The following is a 5,392-nucleotide window of genomic DNA, read 5'->3' as shown; positions in this document are numbered from 1 at the left end:
TTCGAGCATGATTTGCACTTTGAATGATCTTTTAGTGCGATATTGGAGCGATCTTCTATGTTGTAGATAAATCGCCATTATTTAAGGTTAACTTCTGTCGAGGGCCGGATGTGATTGCCTTTCTTTCTGCCCGTGGCTCCGCTCGCGTTTCTGCCCGGGACTCTGCCCGGGTCTCTGTCCGGGGCGGAGAGTTCGCCATGGGAATTCGGGAGGTCACATATGGCAGGCGATCCGGACGGTGCGAAGACGGTCAGGCTCGGGCGGCGGTCGCCGCTCACCTTCGGGGTCGGGCTCCTCGCTCTCATCAGCCTGTTGGGCGCGACCTGGGCGCCGGAACCCGGCATCGCCGCCACACGGGGGCAGGGAGGCGTCCAGCACGTCGTGCCGGTCGGGCCGGACGTCACCGCCGGCCCACCGGTGACCGGACCCGGTCCCGCAGGGCCGGCCTCCGGCGCGGAGCGGGGACCGGTCGCCGGACGCGGGGGCGTGGAGATCAAGGCGGCGCCGCCCGAAGGCGGCCGAGACCGCTCCCTGAAGCGGAGGCTCGCCGGGCTCGGTCTTCCCGCGGGCGCGAGGTCCCACACCCGGGCGTCCCGCGCGGCCTGCCCGGCGACCTCTGTCATCTGCCTGGAGAACAGCCTGCCGGGCAACCCCTCCAGCGAGTGGGACGTACCGGGGGCCGGCAGCAGCAGCATCCAGGGATACGCGACCCAGATGAGCGTCGACAAGGGGGAGACCGTCCAGTTCAAGGTGAACACCCTGGCGACCGCCTACCACGTGGACGTCTACCGCATCGGTTACTACGGCGGCATGGGCGCACGAAAGATCACAACGCTCACTCCCTCGGCCACACTGCCGCAGTCGCAGCCGCTCTGCCTCACGGATTCGACGACCGGACTGGTCGACTGCGGGAACTGGGCGGTCTCGGCCTCGTGGGCCGTGCCGGCCAACGCCGTCTCCGGGGTCTACATCGCCAACCTGATCCGGGATGACGGGACAAGCGGTGTCAGCCAGATGATATTCGTGGTCCGGGACGACGAACGCGGCGCGGATCTCCTGCTGCAGACCTCGGACAGCACCTGGCAGGCGTACAACAAGTACGGCGGCAACAGCCTCTACTCCGGAAGTGTTCCGGCGGGGCGGGCCTACAAGGTCAGTTACAACCGGCCGTTCACCACGCGCGTCGCCAGCTGCTGCGCCGGTTCGGTGGAGAGCTGGTTCTTCAACGCCGAATACCCCATGATCAGATGGATCGAGGCCAACGGCTACGACGTCAGCTACACCAGCAGCATCGACACCGCGATGCGCGGCCAGCAGATGCTCAACCACAAGATCTTTCTCTCCGTCGGCCATGACGAGTACTGGTCCAACGACATGCGGGACAACGTCACGAACGCCCGGGACAACGGTGTGAACATAGCCTTCTTCTCCGGGAACGAGGCTTTCTGGAAGGGCCGCTGGGAGGCCGCCGCCGACGGGACTGCCTACCGGACCTTCGTCTCCTACAAGGAGACGCTGGCGAACGCCAAGATCGACCCGAGCTCTCAGTGGACCGGGACGTGGCGTGATCCACGTTTCTCCCCGCCCTCGGACGGTGGCAGGCCGGAGAACACGCTGGACGGGACGTGGTTCAGGGTCAACGGCGTCTCCAACGACGCGCTGACCGTGCCGGCCGACTACGGCAAGATGCGACTCTGGCGCAACACGTCCGTGGCGAATCTTTCTCCCGGCCAGACAGCCGTCTTCGCCAACGGGACGCTCGGCTACGAATGGGATGTGTCACCCAACAACGGGTTCGAACCGGCAGGCCGGGCCCGGCTTTCCAGCACGGTGGCGAACCTCACGTCCAAATACCTGCTCGACTACGGCAGCTCGTACGGGCTCGGAACCGCGATCCACAATCTGACGCTCTACCGGGCCGCCAGCGGTGCGCTCGTCTTCGGTGCGGGGACCGTCCAGTGGTCGTGGGGACTGGACGCCACCCACGATCGAGCGGGTCCAGCCGCCGACATCCGGATGCAGCAGGCGACGGTCAACCTCCTCGCCGACATGCACGCCCAGCCCGCCAGCCTCCAGCCGGGTCTGGTCCCGGCCACCGCGTCGACGGACACCGCCCCTCCCACATCGACGATCACAAGCCCGTCGAGCGGGGTCACCCTGCCCGAGCTGACGAGCGTCACGATCCAGGGAACGGCGGCCGACACCGGGGGCGGCGTCGTGGCCGGAGTCGAGGTCTCGGTCGACGGCGGTACCCGGTGGTTTCCGGCGACGGGCCGGGAGAACTGGCAGTACCGCTGGACGCCCCAGACCACGGGAACCGCGACCATCGCGGTCCGGGCGGTCGACGACATCGGCAACCTCCAGGGGACTCCGACCACGATCACCGTCACCGTCACCACGTCATGTGACGCCTGCACCGTCTGGCCGTCCAGTAGCGTGCCCGCCGTCGACTCGGCCAACGACCCCGTGCCGCTCGAGCTCGGGGTGCAGTTCCAGACCACGACTGCGGGCACCATCAGAGGCGTCAGGTTCTACAAGGGCGCGCTCAACACGGGAACGCACACCGGGAACCTCTGGAGTGCGAGCGGGCAGCTCCTGGCGAGAGCCACGTTCACCAACGAGACGGCGAGCGGGTGGCAACAGGTGGACTTCGACACGCCGGTCGCGGTGACCGCCAACACGACGTATGTCGCCTCGTACTACACGACGTCCGGGAACTACTCGCTGACGCTCCCCTACTTCACCACGCAGTACACGAACGGCCCGTTCGTGGTGCCGGCCAGCGGTGTGCAGGTCAGTAACGGTGTCTACGCCTACAGTGCGACGAGCACCTTCCCGACCGGTACCTACCGGGCCAGCAACTACTGGGTCGACGTGTTGTTCGTACCGGTGAGGAGCATATGGGACAACCAGACGGTTCCCCAGGTCCCAACGCAGAACGACCCCAACGCCGTCACGCTCGGTGTCAAGTTCCAGCCGCTGACCGATGGCAGCGTCCAGGGTGTCCGTTTCTACAAGGGTGCCACTAACACCGGGACGCATGTCGGGGCCCTGTGGACGAGTGACGGGCAGTTGCTCGCCAGCGCGACCTTCACCAACGAGACGGCGAGCGGGTGGCAGCAGGTGAACTTCGCGACGCCGGTCGCGGTGACCGCCAACACGACATATGTCATCTCGTACTACACGAGCTCGGGGCTCTACTCGCTGACCTCGTCGTATTTCACCGCGCCGTACATGAACGGCCCGCTCGTCGCGCTGGGCAACGGTGACGAGGGGGGCAACGGCGTCTACACGTACGGTGCGACGAACACCTTCCCGACCAGCACCTACCAGGCAAGCAACTACTGGGTCGACGTATTGTTCGTGCCCTTCACCAGCCTCTGGGAAAAAACGGATACCCCCGCGGTCAACTCCTTTCCCGACAAGCAGCCCGTCACGGTCGGTGTCAAATTCAAGACGATGACGAGCGGCACCATCAGGGGTGTTCGTTTCTACAAGGGGGACAAGAACACCGGGACGCATGTCGGGGCCCTGTGGACGAGTGACGGGCAGTTGCTCGCCAGCGCGACCTTCACCAACGAGACGGCGAGCGGGTGGCAACAGGTGAACTTCGCGACGCCGGTCCCGGTGACCGAGAACACTACCTATGTCGCCTCTTACAACACGGTGTCCGGTAACTACTCGCTAAAACGACCGTATTTCACTGCGCAATACACGAGCGAGCCTCTTATCGCGCCGGCCAGCGGCGCGGAGGGAGGAAACGGCGTCTACACGTACGGTGCGACGAGCACCTTCCCGACCAGCACCTACCAGGCAAGCAACTACTGGGTCGACGTGGTGTTCGACGTCGACAGCACTCCGGCCTGATCGGTCCGGCGCGGCACCTCACCGTGCTCGCGAAACCCCGGCCGGGGCCTTCCCCGTAGCGCCGGACGAGTGGCCGGGCACCGCGGAAACCGCGGTGCCCGGCTCCGTTCCGGCGCCGGAGCGCGGGTGCCTGCTCCAGGCGACCGCGGACAGCAGGCTCACGACCATGACGATCGGTATCCGCTGCCGGAAGATGAGACCGATGTTGGACATCGTGGTGGTGTACATGATCGTGCACGGCACGGCGAAGAGCAGCAGGATCAGCAGCATCCTGCGGTTCTCACCCCACATTCGCCGGACCCCGAGGGCCGCGCACCACAGAAGGTAGTACCACAGCACCGCCTCGATCTTCGCCAGCTGTAGCACCAGGCTGCCGTCCATCCAGGGGAACGGGGAAAGAAGCGTGTAGACCAGCTTCGGCAGGAACGCGCTCCACGGATTGCCGCCGTCGTCGAAGGCGATTCCCGAACCTCCCGCGGCGTTGGAGTGACGGACGGTCTCCGACTGCCCGCGCTCCAGCTGCTCCTGCATCATGGCGAGCGGTGTGCTCTCGGCCACGTCAGGAAATATCAGGACAGGCACTAGGAATATGGCCAGGATGGCCAGCACGCACAACGGGAAAGCGCGCTTGAGGCCCGCCAGGCCGAGAATCAGCGGTATCGCGCACATGAAGACCATGTAGGGGCGCACGTTCCAGAGCGCCCACAGCAGCGGCCCAAGGAGAAGCAGTTTACGCATGTCGAAACGCTGGACGTTCGAAGCGGCGAGGCCGAGACAGGCTACGACGAGAAACGCGTTGAACCCGTCCTTGAACGTGTCGGACGTGTGCAGCATGAATGCCGGCATGAATGCCATCAGGGTCATCAGCCTGAACGCCGCGCGCTCGTCGGCGCCGATGAGCCGCGCGAACCTGTACATGACGGCGCACAGCCCGCAGGCGATGAGCGCCACGAAGGCGGTGCAGGCCAGGGGGGCCGGGCCGCCGCACAGGTACATGATCGCCGCGAAGATGTTGCAGGGCACCGCCACGGAGTAGAGGCTGTCGATCTGCTCGGAGGTGACGAACGTGAAGCCCTCGTGCTTCCAGTACGCCAGGATCTCCAGGGCCCTGCCCTCGTAGACGAAGTTGTCTCCGCCGTATGCGATGGAGTTGGACCGCATCACGAGGACGTGAACGAGCAGTCGCACGACGAAGGCCAGCATCAGCACCCACAGGGCACGCCGGGCCACCCGCGCGCCGAGGGCCGTCTGAACGATGAACACCAGCGCCACCACGGCGGCCGCGACGATTATGTACTCCACAGAGAATCACCCGTACGATGTCGTGGCCGGATCGGGATTTCGCGTACCGAAGGCGTGTCGGCTCTCCGGCGCGGGGGCGGGGCGAGGGAGTGGGCATCGCCCGCCGACTTTAATGGCCGGGCGCGCCCTTACCGTCGGATATGCCATCGTCCGGCTGCTTAAATTCCCGCAAAGAAATACGGGCTCCGGAACGACCGCATGTCGGCTCATTTCATCGCTTGAC

At 65.5% G+C, this 5,392-nt stretch carries 2 protein-coding genes; one reads left to right on the top strand and one right to left on the bottom strand.

Going from position 1 to position 5,392, the window contains the following annotated elements:
- Window positions 1–219 precede the first annotated feature (219 nt).
- Window positions 220–3,867 (top strand): DUF4082 domain-containing protein, encoded by a 3,648-nt coding sequence (locus ACWD3H_RS47345; RefSeq protein ID WP_451959756.1) that lies wholly within the window; start codon window positions 220–222, stop codon window positions 3,865–3,867.
- Between the two features lie 18 nt (window positions 3,868–3,885).
- Here the strand turns inward: ACWD3H_RS47345 and ACWD3H_RS47340 are convergent, their stop codons facing one another.
- Window positions 3,886–5,169 carry a hypothetical protein gene (locus ACWD3H_RS47340; RefSeq protein WP_451959755.1) on the bottom strand — a complete coding sequence of 428 codons (1,284 nt, stop codon included), beginning with the start codon at window positions 5,167–5,169 and terminating at the stop codon, window positions 3,886–3,888.
- Window positions 5,170–5,392 lie beyond the last annotated feature (223 nt).

The sequence above is a fragment of the Streptosporangium sp. NPDC002607 genome (assembly GCF_053592655.1).
The sequence above is the reverse complement of the archived record's forward strand: the minus strand, read 5'-3'. Positions and strand labels throughout refer to the sequence as shown.